Source organism: Urinicoccus timonensis (assembly GCF_900232945.1).
Classification (GTDB): domain Bacteria; phylum Bacillota; class Clostridia; order Tissierellales; family Peptoniphilaceae; genus Urinicoccus; species Urinicoccus timonensis.
Genome location: NZ_OCTU01000001.1, coordinates 307494 through 328441, shown reverse-complemented (window position 1 = coordinate 328441; position 20948 = coordinate 307494). Strand labels below are relative to the sequence as shown.

General features: G+C 38.2%; 24 protein-coding genes. 9 read left to right on the top strand and 15 right to left on the bottom strand.

Annotation, left to right across the window (positions count from 1 at the left end; all coding sequences use genetic code 11):
* Positions 1 to 20: 20 nt before the first annotated feature.
* From CS898_RS01570 to CS898_RS01500, 15 genes are all read right to left on the bottom strand, one after another.
* Positions 21 to 875, bottom strand: coding sequence for an IS3 family transposase (locus tag CS898_RS01570; protein WP_141558234.1), 855 nt, complete (start codon positions 873 to 875; stop codon positions 21 to 23).
* On the bottom strand, positions 839 to 1366 hold the full coding sequence (locus CS898_RS01565; RefSeq protein WP_234975995.1) for a helix-turn-helix domain-containing protein: 528 nt from the start codon (positions 1364 to 1366) through the stop codon (positions 839 to 841). The genes CS898_RS01570 and CS898_RS01565 overlap by 37 nt, the downstream gene beginning before the upstream one ends.
* 201 nt (positions 1367 to 1567) lie before the next feature.
* Positions 1568 to 1816: a putative signal transducing protein gene (locus CS898_RS01560; RefSeq protein ID WP_009431542.1), complete on the bottom strand. Its 249-nt coding sequence runs from the start codon at positions 1814 to 1816 to the stop codon at positions 1568 to 1570.
* A gap of 61 nt (positions 1817 to 1877) precedes the next feature.
* Positions 1878 to 2648, bottom strand: coding sequence for a pyrroline-5-carboxylate reductase (proC, locus tag CS898_RS01555; protein ID WP_099207867.1), 771 nt, complete (start codon positions 2646 to 2648; stop codon positions 1878 to 1880).
* Between the two features lie 42 nt (positions 2649 to 2690).
* A complete protein-coding gene (locus CS898_RS01550) occupies positions 2691 to 3314 on the bottom strand; it encodes a hypothetical protein (RefSeq protein WP_099207866.1) in 624 nt (207 codons plus the stop codon).
* Positions 3315 to 3323: 9 nt separating this feature from the next.
* Positions 3324 to 4112 carry a SigB/SigF/SigG family RNA polymerase sigma factor gene (locus CS898_RS01545; RefSeq protein ID WP_099207865.1) on the bottom strand — a complete coding sequence of 263 codons (789 nt, stop codon included), beginning with the start codon at positions 4110 to 4112 and terminating at the stop codon, positions 3324 to 3326.
* Positions 4112 to 4477, bottom strand: a complete 366-nt coding sequence (locus CS898_RS01540) for an ATP-binding protein (RefSeq protein ID WP_009430077.1) — start codon at positions 4475 to 4477, stop codon at positions 4112 to 4114. Before CS898_RS01540 ends, CS898_RS01545 begins: the two co-directional genes overlap by 1 nt.
* Positions 4470 to 4799 (bottom strand): STAS domain-containing protein, encoded by a 330-nt coding sequence (locus tag CS898_RS01535; RefSeq protein ID WP_099207864.1) that lies wholly within the window; start codon positions 4797 to 4799, stop codon positions 4470 to 4472. The genes CS898_RS01540 and CS898_RS01535 overlap by 8 nt, the downstream gene beginning before the upstream one ends.
* A 53-nt stretch (positions 4800 to 4852) precedes the next feature.
* Positions 4853 to 7279 carry a DNA gyrase subunit A gene (gyrA, locus tag CS898_RS01530; protein ID WP_370737033.1) on the bottom strand — a complete coding sequence of 809 codons (2427 nt, stop codon included), beginning with the start codon at positions 7277 to 7279 and terminating at the stop codon, positions 4853 to 4855.
* Between the two features lie 14 nt (positions 7280 to 7293).
* Positions 7294 to 9216, bottom strand: coding sequence for a DNA topoisomerase (ATP-hydrolyzing) subunit B (gene gyrB / locus CS898_RS01525; protein ID WP_099207863.1), 1923 nt, complete (start codon positions 9214 to 9216; stop codon positions 7294 to 7296).
* Positions 9217 to 9237: 21 nt separating this feature from the next.
* Positions 9238 to 10329 (bottom strand): DNA replication/repair protein RecF, encoded by a 1092-nt coding sequence (gene recF / locus CS898_RS01520; RefSeq protein WP_099207862.1) that lies wholly within the window; start codon positions 10327 to 10329, stop codon positions 9238 to 9240.
* 7 nt (positions 10330 to 10336) lie between these two features.
* On the bottom strand, positions 10337 to 10546 hold the full coding sequence (locus CS898_RS01515; protein ID WP_009431043.1) for an RNA-binding S4 domain-containing protein: 210 nt from the start codon (positions 10544 to 10546) through the stop codon (positions 10337 to 10339).
* Complete coding sequence (gene dnaN / locus CS898_RS01510) at positions 10546 to 11646, bottom strand: DNA polymerase III subunit beta (RefSeq protein WP_009430439.1); 1101 nt, start codon at positions 11644 to 11646, stop codon at positions 10546 to 10548. The genes CS898_RS01515 and dnaN overlap by 1 nt, the downstream gene beginning before the upstream one ends.
* Before the next feature lie 145 nt (positions 11647 to 11791).
* Positions 11792 to 13129 carry a chromosomal replication initiator protein DnaA gene (gene dnaA, locus CS898_RS01505; RefSeq protein ID WP_099207861.1) on the bottom strand — a complete coding sequence of 446 codons (1338 nt, stop codon included), beginning with the start codon at positions 13127 to 13129 and terminating at the stop codon, positions 11792 to 11794.
* Between the two features lie 359 nt (positions 13130 to 13488).
* Positions 13489 to 13881, bottom strand: a complete 393-nt coding sequence (locus CS898_RS01500) for a hypothetical protein (RefSeq protein ID WP_099207860.1) — start codon at positions 13879 to 13881, stop codon at positions 13489 to 13491.
* A 224-nt stretch (positions 13882 to 14105) separates the two neighbouring features.
* Between CS898_RS01500 and rpmH the strand changes: the two genes are divergently transcribed.
* Genes rpmH through CS898_RS01455 form a run of 9 tightly spaced genes read left to right on the top strand, consistent with a single transcriptional unit; the run spans position 14106 to position 20739 of the window.
* Positions 14106 to 14240, top strand: a complete 135-nt coding sequence (rpmH, locus tag CS898_RS01495) for a 50S ribosomal protein L34 (protein WP_009430491.1) — start codon at positions 14106 to 14108, stop codon at positions 14238 to 14240.
* Positions 14240 to 14578, top strand: coding sequence for a ribonuclease P protein component (gene rnpA / locus CS898_RS01490; protein WP_009431910.1), 339 nt, complete (start codon positions 14240 to 14242; stop codon positions 14576 to 14578). The genes rpmH and rnpA overlap by 1 nt, the downstream gene beginning before the upstream one ends.
* Before the next feature lie 4 nt (positions 14579 to 14582).
* Entirely contained in the window at positions 14583 to 14798 is a 216-nt protein-coding gene (gene yidD, locus CS898_RS01485; RefSeq protein WP_009431427.1) for a membrane protein insertion efficiency factor YidD, read from the top strand.
* 15 nt (positions 14799 to 14813) lie between these two features.
* Positions 14814 to 15587 (top strand): YidC/Oxa1 family membrane protein insertase, encoded by a 774-nt coding sequence (locus CS898_RS01480; RefSeq protein ID WP_009430162.1) that lies wholly within the window; start codon positions 14814 to 14816, stop codon positions 15585 to 15587.
* Between the two features lie 37 nt (positions 15588 to 15624).
* The gene (gene jag / locus CS898_RS01475; protein WP_099207859.1) at positions 15625 to 16449 is read left to right on the top strand and encodes an RNA-binding cell elongation regulator Jag/EloR; all 825 of its coding nucleotides are present in this window, start codon (positions 15625 to 15627) and stop codon (positions 16447 to 16449) included.
* Between the two features lie 53 nt (positions 16450 to 16502).
* Entirely contained in the window at positions 16503 to 17870 is a 1368-nt protein-coding gene (mnmE, locus tag CS898_RS01470) for a tRNA uridine-5-carboxymethylaminomethyl(34) synthesis GTPase MnmE (protein ID WP_099207858.1), read from the top strand.
* A 7-nt stretch (positions 17871 to 17877) separates the two neighbouring features.
* Positions 17878 to 19779 (top strand): tRNA uridine-5-carboxymethylaminomethyl(34) synthesis enzyme MnmG, encoded by a 1902-nt coding sequence (gene mnmG, locus CS898_RS01465; protein WP_009430657.1) that lies wholly within the window; start codon positions 17878 to 17880, stop codon positions 19777 to 19779.
* Positions 19772 to 20467, top strand: a complete 696-nt coding sequence (gene rsmG, locus CS898_RS01460; RefSeq protein ID WP_099207857.1) for a 16S rRNA (guanine(527)-N(7))-methyltransferase RsmG — start codon at positions 19772 to 19774, stop codon at positions 20465 to 20467. Before mnmG ends, rsmG begins: the two co-directional genes overlap by 8 nt.
* On the top strand, positions 20464 to 20739 hold the full coding sequence (locus CS898_RS01455) for a hypothetical protein (RefSeq protein ID WP_099207856.1): 276 nt from the start codon (positions 20464 to 20466) through the stop codon (positions 20737 to 20739). The genes rsmG and CS898_RS01455 overlap by 4 nt, the downstream gene beginning before the upstream one ends.
* Positions 20740 to 20948 lie beyond the last annotated feature (209 nt).

Below are 20948 nucleotides of genomic sequence, written 5' to 3'. Positions count from 1 at the left end.
AAACTGGACACAATATTTAATTAATTCGTTGTAGTGGATGCTAACCTATACTTTGTAGGTGGCATCCATTTTGTTTTTGATTGAATTCTTTCGTTATTGTAATAATCTATATACTCCTCTATTGCTCTCGAAAATTCGTCAAAAGAGCGATAGCTCTTTTCATAACCATAATACATTTCATTTTTTAGCCTTCCAAAGAATGTCTCCATAATGGAGTTATCATAGCAATTCCCTTTTCTTGACATGGATTGCTTTATCCCATGTTTTTTAAGCTCATTGACATAATATTTATGTTGGTATTGCCAACCTTGATCTGAATGTAGTATTAAGTTCTTTAGTTTTGGAAATTTTCTAAATGCTCTTCTTAACATAGTAGATATTTGTTTTAAATTAGGACTTAAGGATAAGTCGTAGGAGATAATCTCATTGGTATACATATCAAGTATTGGAGAGATGTAGCATTTACCCCAAGAAAATTTAAATTCAGAGACATCCGTGGTCCATTTTTGTAAAGGTCTATCTGCTTTGAAGTCTCTATTGATTAGATTATCTGCTACTTTACCTATTTTCCCCTGATAGGAGTGGTATTTTTCTTTAGAGCCCTTTCCAAAAAGTTTTCGTTCGTGCATAATCCTTTGTACTTTTTTATGGTTTATGACATAGCCTTGATTTATTAACTCCATATAGACTCTTCGCACTCCATATCTTCCTTTGTGTAGGTGAAAGATTTGGGCTATTTTATCTGCAATCGGACGATTCTTAACTTTTATTTTATCCACTTTATTTAGTTCAAAGTAGTATGTTGACCTCGGCAAATCAATGGCTCTTAAAAGATCCTTTAGTCTGTATCCTTTTTCTTTGAGTTCTTTGACAATCGCTGCTTTTTCGCCTTGAGTTGCGCAGCGTAACGTTCTTCTCTCAAGGCGATCTCTTTTTTTATTATTTCATTCTCAGCCTTCATATATTCATTTTCTGCTCTAAGTCTTATGAGTTCTTCTCTTTCGGATTCATTCAGTTCTTTTGGTTTATGGATATTTTTCTTTTTCATGGTTGTATTTTTAGATTTACGGCCTTTCTTTTTATTCACAAGACCATTATATCCATCCTTTTTATACTTGTTAAGCCATGAATAAAGTTGTCCTTCATTTATTCCATTTTCGATTGCAGTTGCCTTTATTGAATTTCCAGCCAGCACTTTCGACACCATTTCTAATTTTTCATCTGGTGTCCAGTGGATATTATTTCCATGGTTTAAAATTTCTGGGCCATGAAGTTCTTCTAATCTAAACCATTTTCTAATGGAAGCATGAAGGTTTTCTTCTTTGGTCCCATCAGGTGTATCAGGCCATTTCCCTTGCCTATACAACTGTATGCACTCTTTTTTGAANGTGGATGCCTCCCTTTTCTAAATATGCTACTGCCAGTAACTTATTTAGTATATCATGGGAGGCTTTTTTACTTGAAGCTAAAGCTTATTTTCCTACCACCAGCATAGCTGGTGGTTTTTTCATGCTAAAGCGTACAAGAAAAGAGAAAATAAAAAGATTTTTATTTTCCCTCTCTTAGCTTATTTTTCTTGTTTTTCAAAAATTCCAGGCCCTAAGACAGTGGTAATGACTTCAACAGCCCGGTCATAATCTTCAGGACTTACATCTATTTCACAACCATAAATAGAAGACCCCATGAAAAGCCTCATGTAGTTTCCTGACTCATAGTCTTTTAAGGAGTAGGGAATCCCTGCATCTTCCAAGGCCACTGTGGCGATTCCTCTTTCTAAATCACTATAGACATTGATTAAAAATATAAGTTCTTCCATTTTTTCCCCTTTAAAGATTTAAGTTTTTATCCTGGCCCCTGGCCTTGGATAAAATAACAAGTTAACTGTTTTTTGCTGCTGTAATCACTGCTTGGCTAATGAGATAGCGGAAAGACCCCTTTTCCAACTCATGGACCCCCTTTATAGTGGATCCAGCTGGCGAAGTAACTTCATCTTTTAAAACTCCTGGATGTTTTTTACTTTCTTCTAATAATTTTGCTACCCCTTTTAGGGTTTGGGCTAAAAACTCATAACTGTCTTCTCTTTTTAAACCACAATAGACAGCCCCATCGGAGGCTCCTTCAATAAAGAGGTCAATAAAGGCTGGCATACAACCACATAGGGCACAAAAAGCTGGAAATTGATCTTCCTGAATTTCCTTATAGGACCCAAAGGCCATCAGAAGCTCTTGGATATCCTGTCTTTCTTTTGAGTCTAAATCTTGACCAAAGGCCGCTGCTGTCATAGACTCTCCCACTTGGGCTGGTGTATTGGGCATGATCCTCACTAGTTTTTGATGTCCTAAAAGATCTTCCATCTCTCTTAGGCTTTTTCCCATAACCATGGAAATTAAGGGTTTTTGCAGGGAATCTTTTAAGTCTTCCATTAAAGCCTCGAACTGATAAGGTTTGACTCCAATAAAGATATAGTCTGCCTTTTTACAAGCCTCCTGGTTGTCTTGGGTAATTTCTACTTGGTCAAAGACTTTAAACTTCTCTAATTTTTCCAAGCTTCTATTTGATAAAACTAGAGAGTATCCCTTTTGGGCCAAGGCCATGGCGATGGCCCCGCCCATATTTCCAACTCCTAGCATGGCTATTTTTTTATCCATAATCAACCTCCTTAAGAAAAAGTACTTTCTCCAGGGAGAAAGTTACTTTGGTTGGATGGTAATGAGCTCAATGGTTCCATTACTTTCTTTTTCAATTTGGTAGATATAGTATTGGTCTGAAATAAGCTCTCCATTTGCAATTTCGGAACCTGCTTGCTGTAAAAGATAATAGACCAAGCCTCCAATAGACTGGAAGCCATGGCTATCTATATGGTAGTTAAACTGTTGATTAATGGACTCCACCGATGTTGCCGCAGAAAAAATCCCCGCATTGACATCTACATTCATATTTTTCTTCATAATAAAATTTTTGACAAAAAATAGGATGGCAATGGCCACAGACCCAATCAATAGGTCCAACATGGTATCCGATTTAATCAAAAGTTTTCTGGCAATAACAAAGGTAATAAGGTAGATAATATTTTTATCAGAATATGCAATCAGCATCATGATAAATTCCATACCTATCACAAGCATTAGACTATGCTTTAAAAAATCCTGAAAAAGATTTAAAGATAGGTCTGGATCACTGTTTACAATTTTAATAATGTACTTAAATAGGTCTGGAAATGAAAAGATAATGGCCAGTATGACTGTAGCACTAATAATAATTTCCAGAAAATAGATGAGCTTACTTATAAATAATAAATTTTTCTTCTTATTCATAAAAACCCCCTACATATTTGCTGCCCTATAGGCTTCTTTCCTAATCTTTTCCAGGACTTTTTTCTCAATCCGAGATACGGTCATTTGAGAGATGTCTAGCTTTTCTGCAATGGAAACTTGGGTTTTTTTATTGTAGTAGCGGTCAATTAAAATCGTCTTTTCAACGTCATTTAATTTTTCCATGGCTTTTTCAAGAAAATCATTGACCTCAATCTGATTAAAATAAGGCTCTTCTTCCCCAATCAAGTCGGATAAGTTGACTTCCTTGTCATCTCCAGCCCCCTCAAATTTTAAGTCCAAAGAGGTTGGTGAATAAACCTTGGAAGCCTCCATAGATTCCAAAACATCTTCTTGGCTGACATTTAAATAATCGGCAATATCCTTGATTGTAGGAGTTCTTTGATATTCTTGAGCCAGGGTAATCTTGGCGTTGTTGATTTTTTTTGAAAGCTCTTGAATCCTTCTGGGGACCCGGATAGTCCAACCCTTGTCTCGAAAGTATTTTTTTATTTCCCCAATAATTGTAGGAGTGGCAAAGCTTGAAAATTCATAGCCCTTGGAAGGGTCATACCTTTCCACCCCATAGATTAACCCAATGGAAGCCACTTGGAAGATATCGTCATAATCAATCCCCCGATTTGCATATTTTTTAGATAAAATCTCTGCAATATAGAGGTGTTCTTCAATTAATATATCTCTTAATTCTTGGTCCTTTGTCTTTGCATACTCTTGAAACATCTCTTTTCTTTCTTCTTTTGTGAGTTGACGATCCAATTGATCGTATGCTTGTCTATCCATCATTGGTCTGTTTGGATGGACTTTGAAATAACCATGCTTGAATCCTTGTAATCCAGATCATCTGCCAGGGACCGAATAATGGATTCACTCATAAGAGATAGGTCGTCTTCTTTTATTTTTTCTGGATAGGGGCAGGAGATGGCAAAGGAAATTTTATCCTCTCCTAGGGATATTTTTAAAGAAATATCCCCTTGGTCCTCTTGAAGATAATAAGAAAGATTACAGGCCTCTGTTACAATCATCCGTAAGTCTTCAATGGTATCTAAGTCTAAATTTTTTAGACTAGCCAAGTAGGAAGTTGTCAGGCGGGCTACAGGTATATAGTCTTTCTTTCTTGGAAAAGAAAAACTTAAAAGATCAGTCATTTTCTTCTCCTTCAAAAACAAATAGGTTGTCCAATTGGGTAATGGTAAATAATTTTCGAATGGACTTTTTCATCTTACTAATTTTTATTTTCTTATTGTCGTCTTTGCAGAGTTTTAATAAGTAAATAAAAGCGCCCAGGCCTGTAGAATCCATATAAATTAAGTTTTCTGCATTAATTAAAATGTCTGTTTTGTACTTTTCATATTCCCTTTCACCGACTTTTTTAAATTCTGGTGTACTGGTGATATCTAATTCTCCCTTGGGTTTTAAGATTAATAAATTTTGATCTTCGTCATATTGACGGGCAATTTGAAAAGACATAGCTACCTCCTTGTTCAGTTCAATGTATCTTACTTAAGAGTCTTGTTAATTCATCATTCTCCTAAATATTTAGCCACAGAAACAACATTGGAATCCTTGATATTCATTAGTTTTACACCACTAGTGCTTCTTCCTAAAACACTGATATCTTTGGTTTCCAGGCGGATAATGGTTCCAGATTGTGATATCATCATAATTTCATCCTTCTTATCTACAACTTTTGCAGAAACCAAGGGGCCCGTTTTTTTATTAATCTTATAGGTGATTAATCCCTTGCCACCTCTGTTTTGAACCTTATACTTATCCAATTCAGTCATTTTTCCAAAACCATTTTCTGTAATGGCCAAAAGATAGTTGTCTTCTTTTACAATATCCATAGACACAATTTGGTCCTGACTGTCCAAGTTAATAGCCTTGACTCCTTGACCATTCCGTCCAATATTTCTAACCTGGTCTTCTGTAAAGCGAATAGCCATTCCTTCCTTGGTGACTACAATGTATTCATCCCCAGGACAAGATTGACGAACAGTTACCAGCTCATCACCTTCATTTAACTGGATGGCATTGATTCCATTACTACGAATATTTGAATATTCACTAATTAAGGTCTTTTTAATGAGGCCATCCTTGGTAACAAAGACCAAAGAATCTTCTTCTTCAAAAGATTTTACAGGCATCATTTCTTGAATCGTTTCATCTTTTTGGAGGTTAATTAAGTTTACAACAGCTGTTCCTTTAGCTGTACGACCGGCTTGGGGAACTTGGTAGGCCTTTAAGCTGTAAACCCTCCCCTTATTTGTAAAGAATAAGATGGTATCGTGGGTGGAAGTAATGTAGAGGTTGGAAACAAAGTCTTCATCCCGACGAGTTAGGGCAGAAATTCCCTGTCCTCCCCGTCTTTGTGGCTTATAAGTTCCTTCCGGCATCCGTTTAATGTAGCCAAAGTTTGTCATGGTAATGACGACATCTTCTTCTTCAATCAAATCTTCATCTTCCAATTCTCCTTGGAAGGGTTCAATGACTGTCCGTCTTTCATCCCCATACTTGTTTTTAATTTCTTCCAATTCTTCCTTAATAATGCCAATAAGGATTTTTTCACTGCCTAGGATTTCCTTATACCAGGTAATGCTCTTTAAGAGGTCTGCATATTCTATTTCTAAATTTTCCCTAGACAGACCGGTTAAACGACGAATTCTCATGTCCAAGATAGCTTGAGACTGGACGTCTGTTAACTGGAATTCTTCTTCCATCTTATCCTTGGCCTCTTGGTCATTTTTTGATCCTCGAACAATTTCAATAATCCGGTCAATATTGTCAATGGCTATTTTTAAACCCTCTAAGATGTGGGCTCTCTTTTCTGCCCGGTCTAGGTCAAATTGTGTCCTGCGAGTTACTACATCTTTTTGGTGGTCCACATAATGGCCAATAAGTTCTTTTAAATTTAAAACCTTAGGAACCCCATTTACCAGGGCTAAGTTGATAATACCAAAGGTACTTTGAAGTTGGGTTTGCTTGTAGAGGTTGTTTAAAAGAACATGGGGATTGGCATCTCTTTTACATTCGATGACAATCTTAATCCCATCCCGACCTGATTGGTCGGCAATATAAGAAATTCCGTCTATTTGTTTGTCCTTAACAAGGTCGGCAATTTTCTTAACTAAAGAAGCCTTGTTTACCTGGTAGGGAAGTTCTGTAATCACGATAGCATGGCGGTTTTTTAACTTTTCTATTTCAGCCACTGCCCGCATAATGACCCGGCCTCGACCAGTTTCATAGGCTTCCTTGATTCCAGATTTGCCCATGATTTGTCCACCCGTTGGAAAATCTGGTCCCTTGATGGATTTCATCAAGTCTACAATTGAAATGGATGGATCATCTAAATAGGCTGTAACCCCATCAATCACTTCATTTAAGTTGTGTGGGGCCATATTGGTTGCCATCCCAACGGCAATCCCTGTAGACCCATTTACCAGTAGGTTTGGAAAACGAGAAGGTAAGACGGTGGGTTCCTTCATTTTTTCATCATAGTTTAAACCAAATTCTACTGTATCCTTGTTGATATCCTTCAACATTTCTTGGGCCAAGTCTGTCATACGAACTTCTGTATACCGCATGGCTGCAGCACTATCTCCGTCAATAGACCCAAAGTTCCCCTGTCCTTCAACCAACATATAGCGGGTATTAAAGGGTTGGGCTAGACGGACTACGGCATCGTAGATAGCTGTATCCCCATGGGGGTGAAATTTACCCATAACAAAACCAACCAGGTTGGCTGATTTCACCGTAGGTTTATCTGGTGTCATCCCTTCCAAATGCATCCCATAGAGAATTCTCCGGTGGACAGGCTTTAAACCATCCCTTACATCTGGGAGTGCCCGACTGACAATAACACTCATGGAATAGTCCAGATAGGCCCTTTGCATTTGTTTTTCAAGGATTACATCATTAATCGTCTCTTTCATGTGTTCAAATTCTTCCACAAAGTCCCTCCCTTCTAAGCATCAATATTTTCTGCATAAACTGCATTTTCTTGAATAAATTCACGTCTTGGCTTGACATCACTTCCCATAAGCATGGTAAAGACTTCATCTGCCTCTTGGGCATCTTCAATTCCCACCCTTAAAAGAATTCGATGTTCTGGATTCATGGTGGTTTCCCAAAGTTGGTCTGCATTCATTTCACCAAGACCCTTGTAACGGCCGATTTTATATTTATTGTCTCGACCTAAATCAGCCATAACTCTCTTTAATTCATCATCGCTATAGCAGTAGCGAATGACCTTGGACCCTCTCTTGATCCCATAGAGGGGTGGTTGGGCTACATAGACATGACCTCCTTCAATGAGTGGTCTAAGGTATCTAAAGAAGAAAGTAAGGAGCAGGGTTTGGATATGGGCCCCATCTACGTCGGCATCAGTCATGATGATAATTTTTCCATATCTTAATTTTTCAATATTAAATTCAGATCCTACTCCGGTACCAAAGGCTGTAATCATGGCCTTGATTTCATCTGAATTTAATATCCTATCCAATCTGGCCTTTTCAACATTCATAATCTTCCCTCTTAGTGGGAGGATGGCCTGGGTCATGTGGTCCCTGCCTCCCTTGGCGGAACCTCCTGCTGAGTCCCCTTCCACTAGAAAGATTTCTGTAACCTTGTTATCATCCAATTGGCAGTCTTGTAATTTTCCTGGAAGGACTGTCGAATCTAAGATAGACCGTTTCCGGGTTAAGTCTCTGGCCTTTCTGGCTGCTTCCCTGGCCCTTCTAGCTGATAGGGCTTTTTGTAAAATTGCCTTACTGATCTTGGGATTTTCTTCCAAAAAGGTCTCTAGATTTTCAGTAACTACAGCATCGACAATTGTTCTAGCCTCGCTGTTTCCAAGCTTTGCCTTGGTTTGTCCTTCAAATTGTGGTTGGGGAAGTTTTACACTGATAATCCCTGTAATCCCTTCCCGAACGTCTTCTCCAGACAGGTTTTCTTCTTTTTCTTTAATTAAATTATATTGACGGCCATATTCATTAATGGACCTGGTTAAGGCAGATCGAAAACCGGATAGGTGGGTTCCACCTTCTTCTGTATGGATGTTGTTGGCAAAGGTTAAAATATTTTCTGAATAGGAATCTGTATACTGCATGGCTACTTCTACAGAAATTCCTTCCTTGACCTGTTCCATGTAGATAACTTCTTGGTGGACAGGCGTTTTTTTCTTGTTTAAAAACTCAACAAAGCTTTTAATACCACCTTCATAGTGGTAGGTTTCTTTTCTCTCTGTTTCCCTTTGGTCTTCAAAAACGATTTTGACTCCCTTGTTTAAAAAGGCCATTTCTCTAAAGCGCTTGGCTAAAACTTCATAGGAAAATTCTGTGGTTTCTGTAAAAATTTCCTCATCAGGACAAAAAGAGATTTTAGTTCCATGCTCTTCTTTTCCACAAGTGCCAATTTCCTTAAGCTTAGTTAAGGTATCTCCCTTGGAAAATTCTTGTTGGTAGATTTTTCCATCTCTTTTAACTGTTGCAATCAAGTGTTTGGACAAGGCGTTAACAACACTAACCCCTACCCCGTGAAGACCACCACTAACCTTGTAGGCTCCATTATTGAACTTTCCTCCAGCATGAAGGATGGTCAAGACGGTTTCTACGGTTGATTTACCTGTTTGGGGATGGATTTCCACTGGAATCCCAGAACCGTTATCTATAATAGAAACCCAATTGTCTTTTTCTAGTTGAATTTGAATGGTATCACAAATTCCAGCTAGGGCCTCGTCAATGGAGTTATCCACTACTTCATAGACGAGGTGGTGGAGTCCCTTGGGTCCTGTACTACCTATGTACATACCTGGTCTTTTTCTTACAGGTTCTAGCCCCGTCAGTACTTGAATATCACTTGCTGAATAATTTCTTTTATTCTCGGTCATAACCGCCTCTATTCCTCCTTACTAAGAAAACAATTTATTTTGATTAATCGAATATACACTTGAATCTGGAACAATCTTTTGAATTTGTACCACCTGGTCTGTTGTGGTGATAAAGGTTTGACATGTGCCAATGGCATCTAGAAAGAGCTTTTTTCTTTTTTGGTCAAGTTCTGAAAAGACATCGTCCAGCAATAAAACAGGCTTTTGCCCAGCCTCCCTTTCGATATAAACTACTTCAGCTAATTTAAAAGATAGGAGAACACTTCTTTGTTGACCTTGGCTGGCAAAATCTTTGGCTTCCTTGTTGTTGATATAGATTTTTAAATCATCTCGATGGGGTCCAAAGCTGGTCCGCCTTAAATTTAAGTCATTTTCTAAAGACTGATTAAAAGCTTCTTGGTAGTCTCTTTTCATGTTTTCCAAAGAAGTTTGGTAGGAAATTTTTGTTTCATAACTTAAATCAAGTTTTTCTCTTTCATAGCTTATGAAAAAATGGTATTTTTTTGCATATTTTTTAAAAGATTCTAGACTTTCATAGCGTTTTTTTATAATCCGACTCCCTAGGTCCACTAATTGGTCCTGGTAAACTCTTAAAAGACTCGGATCTTGATTCTTTTTTAATATGATGTTTCTTTGAAACATTACTCTATTGTATCGACGCAGGAGAATTTCATAAGAAGGGTCCACCTGGTCTATCAAGTTGTCAATGAAGTCCCGTCTTAGGTTGGGTCCTTCTTTGACCATATTTAAATCTTCCGGGCGAAACAAGACACAGGGACTTTTTTCACTATATTGACTGATATTGGATATGGCTTCCTCATTAATCCTTATTTTTTTTGGATTATGCTGAGAAATTTTAACTTCATAAATATAGTCAAAGCCAAACACTTCAATCCTTCCCCGGACAAAGGATTGGTCCTTATTAAAACTAATAGCTTGTTTTTCCGAATTGGTCCTAAAACTCTTGGCTCTTAGTAAAAAATAAATGGCTTCCAGGAGGTTAGTCTTTCCCTGGGCATTTTGTCCATAAAAGATATTCATTTGTTGATTGGGTTGAAAGTAAATATTTTCATAGTTGCGGAAATTAACCAGTTGAATATCTTTTACAAACATAATCCACCTACTTAATTAAAAGTTCTTGGCCCTCTAAAAAAACCCTGTCTCCTGCCAGTAGTTTTTTTCCTCTGCGGTATTCAACTTCCCCATTGACCATAACTTGGCCCTCTTGGATCAGTAGTTTTGCATGGCCTCCACTTTGGACCAGGTCTCCCAATTTTAAGGCTTGGTCCAAGCGGATAAAATCATCTTTCAGTTCAATTATCTTTTCCATTATTGACCGGCCAAACGAACAGGAAGAACTAGGTATATATAGCCACTTTTTTCACTACTTTCAATAATACATGGATTTACTGAATCAATAAAATGGCAGATAATTTCCTCTTCTTGAATGGCCTTGACTCCTTCCAATAGATATTTGCTATTAAAAGCTATTTTCAAGCCTTCTCCTTCTGTAGTACATGGGATCAATTCGTGGACATCCCCAATGTCTGAATGGGATTCTATTAAGATTTCATTAGCAGATATGTCTAATTTAACCAAGTTTGATCTTTCTTCCTTGGCTAGAAGGTTGGCCCTTTCCAAGCCTTGAACGAAGTCTTGACGCTTTAATTTAACATTAATCTTGTGGTCATTGCGAACCAACCCTTGGTATTGGAAAAACTCTCCATTAATGAGTTTTGAAACAAAGATCGTGGATCCCAGGTCTATTTTTATATAGTTATCTGCTAATTCGATTAAAATCGTATCTAAAGAATCATCTAAAAGCCGAACAATTTCTGTACAGGCCCTTGCTGGAACAATAGCTTGAATCTCTGCATCCGATTGGATTTCCAATTCATTCAGAGCCATCCTATAGCCATCTAGGGCAACAAAGCTCATCTTTCCTGGTTTGCAATCCAACAAGACACCTGTTAGGGCCATTCTTAAATCATCTAAGCTTACAGCAAAGCTTGTAGACCTTAAAGAATCCACCAGACTTTCTCTAGCTAGTTGAATTTTTACAGGATCATTGATTTCTGGCATTTGTGGAAATTCTTGGGTAGATTGCCCCATGATATTAAATTCAGATTGTTGGCAACGGATGTTTAAATTATGTTCTGTCAAGGTTAAGTAGATTGTTGCTGAGGGAAGTTTTCGGATAATGTCTCCAAATAGTCTGGATCCTAAGACGATTTCTCCTTCTTCTATAACCTTGGCTGCTACTGTGGATTGGATGGAAATTTCTCCATCTGTCCCCATAAGTGTGATTTGATTATTTTCAGCTTTAAAGTATATACCTTCTAATATAGGAAGGGGAGTTCGTCCAGAAATAGCTTTTTGGACGGTATTAATAGGACCTATGAGGTCTTGTTTATGGATTTCTACTTTCATGGCTTGCTCCTTATAGATAATAGATAAGATATAGTATTAGTAGTAGGGGATGTGAATTTGTGGATAAGTGACTTTTCCAAGCTTGTTTGAAGAAGGATTTCTTGTTCACAAATTGTGGATATTCTTTGGATAAGACCTAACTTATTCACAAGTCTCCTTTTACCTCTCGGATCATTTGATGGATTTTTGCATTTAAAGAAGGATTATTTTCCACATCTTCAGATATTTTTTCATAGGCATGGATAACAGTGGAATGGTCCCTTCCTCCAAAAGTTTCCCCAATTTTTAAAAGGGAAAGATCTGTGTATTGACGGCTCATATACATGGCGATTTGTCTAGGATAAGCAATAGATCGAGTTCTCTTTTTTGAATCTAGGTCTTCTAAGGACACGTTGTAATGCCTGGAAATGACCTTTTTAATGGCTTCAGGAGTAATGGGTTTAGTCGTTTGTTCCCGGTAAAGGTCCTTTAGGGCTAAAGAGGCAGTTTTTATACTGATAGTTCCTGTAGTTAGCCGGCTATAAGCCGTAACCCGAGATAGGGCTCCTTCCAATTCTCGAATATTGCTTTGGACTTGCTCAGCAATAAAGTTAATGACATCATCAGGAACTTGAAATCCTTCAGCATCTGACTTTTTCCTGAGAATGGCAATTCGAGTTTCTAAATCCGGTGGAGCAATGTCAACTACAAGACCTCCAGCAAACCTGGATATAAGGCGACTTTCCAGCTTAGGAATGGTATTTGGTGGTTTATCAGATGTTAAGACAATTTGTTTATCAGCGGCATAGAGTTCATTGAAGGTATGGAAAAATTCTTCCATAGTGGTTTCTTTATCAGCAATAAATTGGATGTCATCAATTAATAAAAGATCCATGCTCCGATATTTATGGCGAAAATGTTCGTTTTTATTGGTCCGGATGGAATTGATAAATTCGTTGGTAAATTGTTCGCTGGTTACATAGAGGACCTTTTTTTCAGGGTCTCGATCCAGGACAAAGTGGCCAATGGCATGCATAAGATGGGTTTTTCCAAGCCCCACTCCACCATAGATAAAAAGTGGGTTTGCATTGGCTTTTTCCAGACTATCTGCTACAGATACACTGGCTGCGTGGGCAAATTCATTGGACTTGCCTACAACAAAGGTATCAAAGGTATATTTGGGATTCAAACGGCTTCTTTCATATAATTGATCCTGGGAGCTGGTTTGAAAAGAATTGTATGGGGCATCTCCAACCAGGAACTTAAAGTTCAATTTTTTTTCGGTAAGGCGGTTGAAAATATCCACCATATAGCGGTGGTAGGACTCATTATTACAGATATGGTCTCCAATAAAAGAGGTTGGGGTATTGATGTAAAGAGTATCATTTTCAAGCTTTATAGGAGACAATTGTTTAAAAAAAGTATCATAGGTTATGGGTGAAATTTCAGTTTTTTGAAGTTCACTGAGAAAATTTCCCCACAAGTGAAGTAAATCTTGGTTCAAGGTATTCCTCCTAAAAATTATCCACAACAACCAAAATACTAGAAAAAATGAAGATAAACTTACCCACACTTGTGGAAAAGCTGTGTCAAAAAGAAATATCCACAGTGTACACAATGAAAGGTTGTGGATATTTCTCAGACGTAATTGTAGATATTGTTTAGAAATGTAATAAAAAAAGTTAAAACTTATACACATTTTATTCACATTTTGTGGATAAATAAAGATATACACAGTCTTTTATTTTATCCACAGATATGTGTATATTATACTTGATATCCACATAGATATCAACAAAGTTTCCACATATAGAGGCTTTATATCTTTTCTTAAAAAGATTAAATAAAATATAGTGAGAGATTTTATCTTTCAAATGCCCAAATAGATCCATTTAAGAATCTTGTTGCAGTTATAACTCCTAATTTATTAACAGAACATCTTTCGTTTTGATCTTTATAATCTAAAACAAATTTAAAAACAAAACCCATTAAGGCACCCATACATTGACTTTCACTAGCTGTAAAATCTCTTTCTGGCGTACATCTTCTTTCATAAATCGTAAGTAAAGATTTTACTGGAGGAACACCCATATCATTTGCAAAAACAATATTTCCTAAGCTGATGGGATCTTTAATAGTTTCTAAACAGAAATCCCAAAATTCTCCTGAATCAACAAAATTAGTTGCACCCTTGTAGGTTTTTGCAAAATTACTGTTAATTTCATCGATAATTTGACTTGTTTTGATAGTTTTCATTTTAAACCTCCTAAAAATATATAAACAGAAAACATAACAACACAAAATTATGACATACAATAATTTGTGTGTTATAATCTTACCCACCCTATTTTATTTTAAACAGATAATTTAAAAAATTTTAGAAAAAGTATAAAAAAAGAAAATTTCTTGACATTTAGCCCTTCTGACCATATAATTCTAATAGTGTATTTAAATCTAGGTATGTGTTAGGAGGTGCAACAGTGAAGAGAACTTACCAACCTAAAAATAAACAATATAAAAGAGAACATGGTTTTAGAAGAAGAATGAGAACTCGTTCTGGTCGTGCTATTCTTAAGGCTCGCCGCAGAAAAGGTCGTAAAAGACTATCCGCCTAATGAAAAGTCCTAATTTTTTAAAAAAGGATGGCGACTTTAGCAGGGTTTATAGAAGAAAAAGGACATCAGGAAACCGCAGTTTCGTTTTTTATCAAAAGAAGAATAACTTGGGCTACACACGGATTGGATTTTCAATTAGCAAAAAGGTGGGAGGCGCTGTTGTTCGAAATCGGATAAAAAGGCAGCTGAGGGAGATTTATCGTCAAAGGCTTAACAAAATCAAACCAGGCTATGACTTAGTTTGTGTGGTAAAAAAAGGAGTAGACCAATTGACCTACCAGCAATTGGAATCCTCTTTTGACCACCTATTAAAGATTTCAAAACTAAAAATAGGATGATAGGATGAACCGTATTTGTTTAAAATTAATCCGTTTTTACCAGAAATACCTATCCCCTACGATTTTTGCAGGAGCCCACTGCAGGTTTCAACCTACTTGTAGTGAATATGCAAGGCAGGCTTTTGAGAAATATTCCTTTAGCAAGGCCTTGATATTAACGATAAAAAGAATTCTAAAGTGTCACCCCTTCCATCCGGGAGGGTATGACCCTCTACCCTAGAAGGAGGATTTTAATTTGATAAGTTTCATAGCAACAATACTGGGGCAGGTGCTTTTTCACATCTACCGGTTACTTGAAACGATAATACCTCAGGAACCTAATTCCATCAGCTTTTATGCTTTGGCTGTTATCATTACAACAATTATCTTTAAGTTTGCCTTGTTGCCCTTAAACATAGCGCAAACAAAAAACCAAAGAAAAATGGCTGAATTACAACCTGAAGTACAAAAATTACAACAAAAATATAAGAATGACCAGCAAACACTTGCTTTAAAAACCCAACAACTCTATAAGGAAGCAAACCACAATCCCTTAATGGGTTGTTTGCCACTACTTATTCAGTTTCCTATTATCATTTCATTCTTTTACATATTCAGAGATCCTCAAAAGTACGCCTTTACCGATCCTAGTATGTATCAAAGCATGGCCAAGAACTTTTTCTATTTAACCAACCTAGAAAATGTTGACCGGACCATGATTTTACCCTTTATCGCTGCAGGATTAACTCTTGGAACATCTTTGTTGATGCAAAAAATTCAAGCCAAGACCAATCCTCAAGCCAAGCAAATGGCTGACCAACAAGGTATGATGAAAATGATGCTCTATATGGGGCCAGTAATGATTTTATTTGCAGGACAACGTCTTGCAGGAGGAATTGCTCTTTATTGGTCAGTAAGTAATGCTTTTACACTAATCCAACAACTTATCAGCTATAAGAGCATTGATGATGCTGAAGAAGAAGCTCTTCAAGAGGCCAAGGAAAAGAAAGAAAATCGAAAGAATAAGTAAGGCAATTTAAGGACGATTCTATAATGAGGTGACTAGAATGAGTTATGTCATAACCAGTGCAGATTCAGTTGAAAAGGCCATAGAAGATGGACTTAAAAAGTTAAATACCACTCGAGACAAGGTCGAAGTTGAGATTTTACAGGAAGCCTCCAAGGGCTTTTTGGGTTTAATTGGTTCAAAGGAAGCAACGGTAAAACTAACAACTATTGTGGATCCAAAAAACCTGGTCCGGTCCATTTTACAAGATGAGGAACTGGATGAAATTGAACCCCTTGAGGAATCTCAAGATTCTTCCCAAGAGTTTTATGAGGACAAAAAGGTAGATGAAGAAGTTTGCCAAGAAGCTCCTAAAGAGCCTGAAACTTCAGTAAAAGAAAACTCAAAACAAATGACTTATCAAGAAAAGGAAGAAAAAATTCTTCTTTTTGTGGAAAAATTAAGTCAAGTTTTTGATTTAGAAATGGATACCCGTATTGAGGAAAAGGAAGAATCCTTAGAAGTGGAAATCTTGGGAGATGAAAATAAGTTAGGTATTGTGATTGGAAAACGAGGAGTAACCTTGGATGCCATCCAATACTTGATGACAAGAATGGTAAATAAGGACCAAGATGAATACACAAGGGTGCTTTTAGATACCAGTAATTATCGAGCAAAACGTGAAAAAACTTTGGTATCTTTAGCAGAAAAAACGGCCAACAAGGTCCTTAAAACAGGTCGAAATATCCGTCTCGAACCAATGAATGCAGCTGAGCGTAGGATTATCCACTCAGCCTTACAAGACAAAGAAGGAATTATGACTTATTCCGAGGGACGAGATCCTTATCGACGGGTAACCATTCAAAAACAAAGAGACTATGATTAAAGACCTTCCTTTTGGAGGTCTTTATTTTAATTAGAAATAGAAAGGAAATCGGATTGAGCGAAACAATTGCAGCAATATCTACAGCAACGGGACCAGGCGGTATAGGGATTGTTCGGTTAAGTGGAGACCAAGCCTTAGAAATTGGACAAAAAATGTTTCAAACAATAGATCGAAAGCCCTTGGATTTAGATAAAAACAGGCTTCTCCAATACGGACATATTATGGATAGTAACCAGGTCATCGATGAAGTCTTAACTGTATCAATGAAGGGACCTGGGACTTATACCCGGGAGGACATGGTGGAGATTTATTGCCATGGGGGACGGATTGCCCTAAGCAAGGTCTTAGACTATGCTCTACGCTTGGGAGCTCGAATGGCAGAGCCTGGGGAGTTTACTAAAAGAGCCTTTTTAAATGGTCGTTTGGACTTATCCCAAGCAGAATCTGTTATAGATTTAATTGAAGCCAAGTCCAACCAGGCATATGAACAAGGTTTACTTCAATTAAGTGGTGCCTTGGGTCAAGAGTTTAGGGAAATTGAAGATAAGTTAATGGAAGTAACGGGTTTGATTGTGGCAAATATTGATTTTCCGGAAGATGATATTGAACTTTTAAACCGGGAGAAATTTCAGGAGCTTGCTCAAGATCTCTTAGACAGGGTGAACCACCTAATCCAATCAGCCTCTCGTGGAAAAATGCTCAAGGATGGAATCAAGACCGTTATCGTGGGTAAACCCAATGTAGGCAAGTCTTCTCTCTTAAATGTCCTATTAAAGGAAGACCGGGCTATTGTAACAGACATTCCTGGAACAACTCGAGACTCCATTGAAGAGTATATCAGCCTAGATGATGTGGTTCTCCATATTATTGACACAGCAGGTATCCGACAAACTGAGGACAAGGTTGAAAAGATAGGGGTGGAAAGATCCGTGGCGGCCATGGACCAAGCAGATATTATCCTGGCCTTGTTTGACCAATCCAGACCCCTGGACCGAGAGGATCAAGACTTAATGGACCTTTTAAAGGATAGAAAGGTCCTTTACATCCTTAATAAAAGTGATGAAAAGGGAAAATGGGACCAAGACTTCAAAGACTTTTTCCAAGGCAAGGAGACTTTTTCCATCAGTGTTTTAAATAAAGAGGGAATCCAGGACCTGGAAGAGGCTTTGAAAAACATCTATTATGATGGGCAAGTGGACGTCCAGGGCTTGGCCGTAACCAACTTAAGACAGTTAGATGCTCTGAGACGGACCAAAAAGAGTATTGAGGCCATTAAGGATGGGGTTGAAATGGATGTTCCTATGGATTGTATTGAAGTGGACGTTAGAGAAGCCTTAAATTCTATTGGAGAAATAACAGGTCAAACCGTAACGGAAGATATTTTAGACCGGATCTTCCATGATTTTTGCATAGGAAAGTAGGAAATAGATGGGCAAAGTACGACAATTTGAAGCAGGAAACTATGATATAGTGGTAGTTGGTGCTGGCCATGCAGGAACTGAGGCAGGTTTAGCCGGAGCTAGAATGGGTTTAAAAACCCTAATCCTGACCCTCAACTTGGATTCCTTGGTGGCCATGAGCTGCAATCCAAATATTGGAGGGACTGGCAAGGGACACTTGGTAAGAGAAATTGATGCCCTAGGGGGTGAAATGGCTGTCAATATAGACAAGACCTTCATCCAAAGCAGGATGCTCAACCTATCCAAGGGACCTGCTGTCCATAGCTTAAGGGTTCAAGCGGACAAGAGAAGATACCATGAGGAAATGAAAAAAACGGTAGAGGAGCAAGAAAATTTGGACCTGGAAGAGGGAGATGTGGCAGAAATCCTAGTGGAAGACCAACAAATTCAAGGGGTTGTTACCACTACTGGAGCCACCTATCGGACTTCTTGTGTAATCCTATGTACAGGAACCTATCTAGGAGGCCGTATTTATATGGGAGAATTAAACTATCCCTCAGGTCCTATAGGAATGAAGGGGTCCTATGAATTAACCCCCTGCCTAGAAAAACTGGGTCTTCCCCTAATGAGACTAAAAACAGGGACCCCAGCCCGGGTTCACAGGGATTCCATTGATTTTTCCAAAATGGAAATCCAAGAGGGAGACAAGGATTTTGAGTCCTTCTCTTTTATGAACATTGACAAGGACTTAGATGTGGACCAAGTCCCCTGTTATCTGACCTATACGACAGAAAAGTGCCACCAAATTATTCGTGAAAACATCAACCGAGCAGCTATGTACTTGGGAGATATTGAAGGAACAGGACCACGTTACTGCCCTTCCATCGAGGACAAGGTTGTGCGCTTTGCTGACAAGACGGCCCACCAGGTCTTTATTGAACCCGAAGGATTGACAACGAAAGAAATGTATGTCCAAGGGGTTAGCTCCTCCCTGCCAGAAGAAGTGCAAAAACAGCTCTATAGGGAAATTATCGGTCTTGAAAATGTGAAGTTTATGCGGGATGCCTATGCCATTGAATATGATGCCATTGATGCAACAGTTTTAAAACGATCTTTAGAGCACAAGGATATTCAAGGACTCTTTTTTGCAGGACAAATCAACGGAAGCTCTGGCTATGAAGAAGCAGCCTGCCAGGGTCTTATGGCGGGAATTAATGCAGCTAGAAAGATTCAAGGTAAAGAAGCCCTAGTCCTAGACCGGTCTCAAGCCTATATAGGAGTATTAATTGATGACCTGGTTACCAAAGGGACCAAGGAGCCCTACCGGATGATGACATCCAGGGCAGAATACCGGCTGACCCTAAGACAGGATAACGCAGACTTACGATTAACAGAAATAGGACATGAGATTGGCCTGGCTAGCCAAGACCGCTACGAAAGAATGCTAGACAGGCAAGACCAAATAAAAAAAGAGTTGGAAAGATTAAGCAAAATTAGGGTCAACCCAACCCAAGAAAACAACAAGCTCTTGACTGAATTAGGGTCTACCCCCTTGAAAAATGGACTTACCCTAGAAGAAGTTATTCGCAGGCCTGAGCTAGACTATGATAAAACCAAGGTTTTTGATCCGGCCAGGACAGACTTAAGAGCAGATATTAAAAAGCAAGTAGAGATTCAAATTAAGTACAAGGGATATATTGAAAAACAAGCCCAACAAATAAGACAAGTAAAAAAATTGGAAAACAAACCCCTTGCTCTGGACTTTAACTACCAGGAAGTGCAGGGATTAAGAAACGAAGCCAAGGAAAAACTTGCAAAAGTCAGACCGGAAACCTTGGGACAAGCCAGTCGAATTACAGGGGTTTCCCCTGCAGACATCAATGTCTTGTTGATTCATTTAGAAAGTAAAAAGAGGTCAAAACATGTTTAAGCAAGAAATTGAAAAAATGGGTCTGGAATCCTGTTATGAAGGCTTTGAAGACTTTAAAGGCCGAGTTTTAGAAAAAAACAAGGTTATGAACCTAACGGCCATTACAGAAGATGAAGAATTTAACATCAAGCACTTCTTAGACTCCCTTTCCCTTTTAAAATTAGAAGAAATCCAAGGAGCCAAAAGAATCCTTGATTTGGGAACCGGAGCAGGTTTTCCAGGAGTTCCATTAAAAATAGCCAAAAAAGACCTAGATATAACCCTCCTGGACTCCCTGAAAAAAAGAATTGATTTCTTAAATGAAAGCATAGAAGACATGGGTCTAGAAGGCATCCGGGGAATCCACGCCAGAGCAGAAGAGCTTTCCCGCAAGGATGACTATAGAGAGGCCTTTGACTTGGTGACTTCCAGGGCAGTAGCCAACCTAGCCACCCTATATGAGTATTGCCTTCCCTTTGTGAAGGTTGGGGGCTATATGGTAGCCATGAAAGGTCCTGACATTGAAGGAGAGCTAAAAGAAGGGCAGGCTGCCCTTAAGGCTTTGGGAGGAGAGCTTGTTGAGGTGAAAAAGGTAGACCTACCTCAAGACATAGAGCACACTCTTGTCTTAGTAAAAAAAGTAAAAGCAACTCCAAAAAAATACCCTAGGGCTGGAGGAAAACCTCGTAAAAACCCTATTGGCCTATGATTTGGATTTTTTACCTAGCCTTGGCCCTGGGCAACCTCTACATTTTCTATCAAAGCAAGAAGTTTTGGCAACTAAGTTTCTTATTAATCTTGGCAACTAGCTACTTAGCCACCACTAAGGCTTTCAAAAGTCTTCCCTTTGCAGGCCGTTTATTAATTTTCCTTTTGGGCCTGGCAGGACTTGGATACTTCCTCTACCAACTAAACAAGGATTATAAAGTAAAAAAACTGGAAGCTCGACGTCAATCCAGGCAAAAAAAACAAGAAGAATAAAATGTTCCACGTGGAACAAAAGGCAACTTGGACACAGTTGCCTTTTTTAATGCGAATAAAATATAAAATAAAAGACAAGTGCTTATAAAAAACAAAAATGTTCCACATGGAACATTTTTGTTAAATTTACAACTAAGAAGAAAACAAACTTTTGCTTAAGATTGCTTGTTGAAAGTACCCTGGTCTATGTTATAATAAAAAATACTAAG